Annotated in this window: 4 protein-coding genes; 1 reads left to right on the plus strand and 3 read right to left on the minus strand. The window is 64.4% G+C overall.

Annotated features, from left to right (window positions below):
* The first annotated feature begins 251 nt into the window (after positions 1–251).
* Positions 252–752, plus strand: a complete 501-nt coding sequence (locus BN1233_RS27900; protein ID WP_046866876.1) for a nucleoside deaminase — start codon at positions 252–254, stop codon at positions 750–752.
* A gap of 255 nt (positions 753–1,007) precedes the next feature.
* Here BN1233_RS27900 and BN1233_RS27905 read toward each other — a convergent pair whose 3' ends face one another.
* The 3 genes from BN1233_RS27905 to BN1233_RS51220 form a co-directional block, all read right to left on the minus strand.
* The gene (locus tag BN1233_RS27905; RefSeq protein ID WP_052763954.1) at positions 1,008–1,202 is read right to left on the minus strand and encodes a transposase; all 195 of its coding nucleotides are present in this window, start codon (positions 1,200–1,202) and stop codon (positions 1,008–1,010) included.
* A gap of 233 nt (positions 1,203–1,435) precedes the next feature.
* Positions 1,436–2,731: a homospermidine synthase gene (locus BN1233_RS27910; RefSeq protein ID WP_187144386.1), complete on the minus strand. Its 1,296-nt coding sequence runs from the start codon at positions 2,729–2,731 to the stop codon at positions 1,436–1,438.
* Positions 2,732–3,428: 697 nt separating this feature from the next.
* Positions 3,429–3,596 (minus strand): hypothetical protein, encoded by a 168-nt coding sequence (locus tag BN1233_RS51220; RefSeq protein WP_425311750.1) that lies wholly within the window; start codon positions 3,594–3,596, stop codon positions 3,429–3,431.
* Between the last annotated feature and the right edge of the window lie 90 nt (positions 3,597–3,686).

A 3,686-nucleotide genomic window follows, 5' to 3' on the forward strand; every position in this document is an offset into this window, starting at 1 on the left:
TTAAGCGGCGAGTGTGGTCTCACGCAGTTGGAGGTGTCTTGCCACATGCCGATCACGAACTGTACCTCTCACAAGCTGGAGATCTTCTTCAGCATCAGGCACTCGTCTCTCGCCGTTGAAACTCTCGCAGAACCCGTTCTCGCACAATGATTCCGGTGCAATGTACTGAGCTCGTATAGGGTGGTTTGCATCGTGGGCAGTTTCGGCCTACGTTTGCGGGCTCGCCAGCTAGCCATTGATGAGAAAGTGCGATGGTGGACGATGTCGAGCTGAAGCATCTGCGCCGCTGTGTTGAACTGGCGGCTAAGGCCCTCGAGGCAGGCGATGAACCGTTTGGTTCGGTTCTCGTTGCCGGGGATGGAGAAGTCCTCGCCGAGGATCGGAACCGTGTCGCCGGAGGCGACAAGACGCGCCATCCGGAATTCGAGTTGGCGCGTTGGGCTGCAGCCAACATGACTTCGGACGAGCGGGCAATGGCCACCGTTTTCACGTCGGGCGAACATTGCCCGATGTGCGCCGCCGCGCACGGCTGGGTCGGGTTAGGACGTATCGTGTACGCGACCTCTTCCCAACGACTGGTTGCGTGGCTTACAGAACTGGGTGTTTCCGCTTCTCCCGTCCGGCCGTTGCCGATTCAAGAGATCGTCCCCGGCGTGAAGGTGGAGGGCCCAGTGCCGGAACTGGCAGACCAGGTACGCGCATTACACCACCGTTCTCACGCTAAATCGAAAGATCCAGCACGACAGGCGTAGATGACCTTCGGCCCATGCTCTCGCATGCCTGCTTCGGAGTGAGGCCACATTGTGCCGCGGGAGGGCCTGTGGCAATTGTGGCTGCTTTGATTGGGCTAATCCTGGCCGGAAAGCGGAATCCTGCTGACCGACAAGTCCATGTATGGACCGACGCTAATGATCTTCACGGTAGGCCGGTAACGGAGAGGCCTGCGTGGTGAAAGAAGCTCCTGATCATCTTGGGTCGGCTCTGCAGGCGGACGAACTCGCGGCGTGCTAGACGGTGCAGGTCGGCGATAGTCCGGATAGCGCATTCGCCATAGCGCGCTTGACGACCACATTGCACTGCTCCTCGGGGTTGAGCTCGGGCGCATAGGCCGGCAGGTAGGCCACCGCATAATCCTGCACGTGGGCCGCGATGAAGTCTGTGGTGGCGCGTGAGCGATGGGCGTTGAGCCGGTCCCAGACCATCAGCTTTCGAGACGCGCCTCAATCAGAACCCCTTCGCCGTGGCCGATCGCCTCTGGGTCAAGGACCAACTCGATCCCGACGAGGAGAAACTACGGTTCCCAAATTAGACGCTGTTTAGATCCTCTGCACAGAGGCTTTGACGGTTTAGTAGGCGCATTTATCCCATCCCGATCGCTCAAGATTCGTCCGTCGAACCGACATAATCACTGCCTCGAGGATCTCGCGACTGGCGATTACCAATTACCGCTCCCCACCTCCACGCGATCGACCAGCGTGAGCAGAGCGGCCGTTGGATCGTGCACTACTACGGTGGGGCTGAGCACCTCGCTGACCACGCTCAGGAATCCTTGCCAGTCCAGCTTCTCCACGAAGTGGATCCCCACGCGACTGCCGAGCTGCGTCCACCCCGCAAGCACGCCGGCCGCGACCTGAAGCTGCGTGGCGTTCGTTCCCAGCGCGAGCCCCGCGCTCACATCGGTGTCAAACCCCAACCAGAGCTCGCCGAAACGGCGGCTGCACAGGAGCACGCCCACGCGGTCCTGCCCCGCAAGCGTGGTGCTGAAGGGCGGGAAGAGGCGATGCAGCCGCCACTCATCGGTCGAGCGCCACTCCGGGTGTGCGGCGAGCGCGCACCGGGCCGCGAGTGGGATCTGGTAGATGAACGCGATCTCCACTCCCGAGAGCAGGCGCGTAAGCGTCACCGTCTCCTCATGCGGAACGGCCATCCCCTCGATGACGCGATCGCCGCATCGCGCCCGGTAGCGCCGCTCGGTCGGCGCGTGCCCCAGCCCGACCACGTTTCCGTCGCGGGCCGCGAACGCTCGGGGCTCGAACAACTCCTCCAGGCAGTGCGCCGGACTCCACGTCATGGCGAACACGTCATCGCCGTGGGGTGCATCGCGCGCGGCGGTCGTGTCATCCTCGGTGATGAGTATGGCGCGGAGCTCCAGCGCGTCGGGCGTGGGCGCCACTCCCACGCGCCGGGCGAGCTCCTCAATGGCGGCGAACGCCAACGCGTTCACGATCCCAGGATTAGCGCCACTCCCCACGAGGTGGCCTCTCCTGCTCAGCGCGGGGCGCCGTGGCGGAATGAGCCGCGCAATCGCCTCGTCCGTCGGGATCGATCCGCGCCAGGGCCATTCCTCGACACTCGTGCACAGGAAATGCGCGCCCAGCTCGTCGCAGGCGCGCGTGCAGTCTAGCGTGTCGATGGACGAGAGATCGATGACTTCGGTGATCTGGTGCTCGCGAACGAGGCGGGCGAGGTCGCTGGCCGATTCAATGGTCGTGGGTGGGAGCAGCACGCCTTGCTCGAGCGGCACCGGGCCATCGGGTGGCTTGCGGTCGACGAGCAGGATCGCGTCGAGTTGCTCGCGCAGCCGCTGGCCCGCCGCACTCTGCTGGAGGAGAGCGAGCACGGCGTATCCCACGCCTCCGTGGCAGCCGATAATCAGCGCGCGACGATTGGAGTGGTTCATGTCCCAAGGGTAGCGCTGCCGAGCCCGGAGATGCAAGGATATCAGAGTCACGGCGACGCGCCCGCAGCCCCCGCTCCGCCGGATGCCTGCACGACCCTATATTACTACCCGGGATCACAGATCCGCAAAACGCGGCTTGAGGCGCAACTATAGCTCGCACGCTTTGTCGTGCCTTCTTGGGCCACTCAGCGGCCGCTTCTTCGGTCAGTCCTCATTCACTACCTACGCCATGAGTGGTGTGTTTAGCGCACCAGCGCCGGATGGGCAGCCGCGATGCGGGAGAACGGGTACAGCAGGCGCTCGAAAGGATGTGCCGGCTTGCCGCCCTGTCTTAACACTACAGACCCTATGCGGGTGGATAGCGGTCCGCTCTGTCTGGCAGAGTGACGTTGCTGAACCACTCACGCTGGAGCCGACCCATGTCAGTTGAAGGATTGCGCACGGCCCTCCGCACCATCGCAGGCGAACTGCCGCCGTGCGGGCTGTCGGATCTTGCCCGCTGTGGTCTGCTTGGGGTCGAGGCACTGGAGTAGATGAGAGAGCCTGGGCGACGCGGTAGCGCCAACCTGGACGCGACGATGCCCCAAAACCCGCCCGAACAAGCAAGCGACGAAGCCGACAAGGAGCAGCTTGAGTTAGCCCGCCAGGAGGGCGGGCGTATAGCCACCCTCTCCTCTACATGGCGCAGGAAGTGCCGAACACCTTCTCGATCCGGGCGCGCACCTGGCCCACTTCGGCGAGGTGCGCGTCACGTGTCCGAGTGTGCCGAGACGAGCGAGCCGGGCCGGGTCCACTCCATGTGGTTGAAGCGGTGCAGGCGTCGGCGCACCGTCGCGGCCGTGTGGTGGAACCGCGCCGCCAGGTCCGGCGCGGTCTCGCCCTGGCTGGCGCGCCAGAGGAGGCCGGCCCGCTCCACCTCCCGTACCGGGGCCGTTCGCGCGTGGGCTAGCCTCTCGAGCTCGAGAGCTCCTCGTCCGCCAGCTCACGCAAGCGAACCGTCGTCGCC

The sequence above is a fragment of the Microvirga massiliensis genome (genome assembly GCF_001006805.1).
Taxonomy (GTDB): Bacteria; Pseudomonadota; Alphaproteobacteria; order Rhizobiales; family Beijerinckiaceae; genus Microvirga; species Microvirga massiliensis.

Coding starts and splice junctions, on each gene's coding strand:
- BN1233_RS27900 (WP_046866876.1), top strand. CDS start 252: ATGGTGGACGATGTCGAGCTGAAGCATCTGCGCCGCTGTGTTGAACTG.
- BN1233_RS27905 (WP_052763954.1), bottom strand. CDS start 1,202: ATGGTCTGGGACCGGCTCAACGCCCATCGCTCACGCGCCACCACAGAC.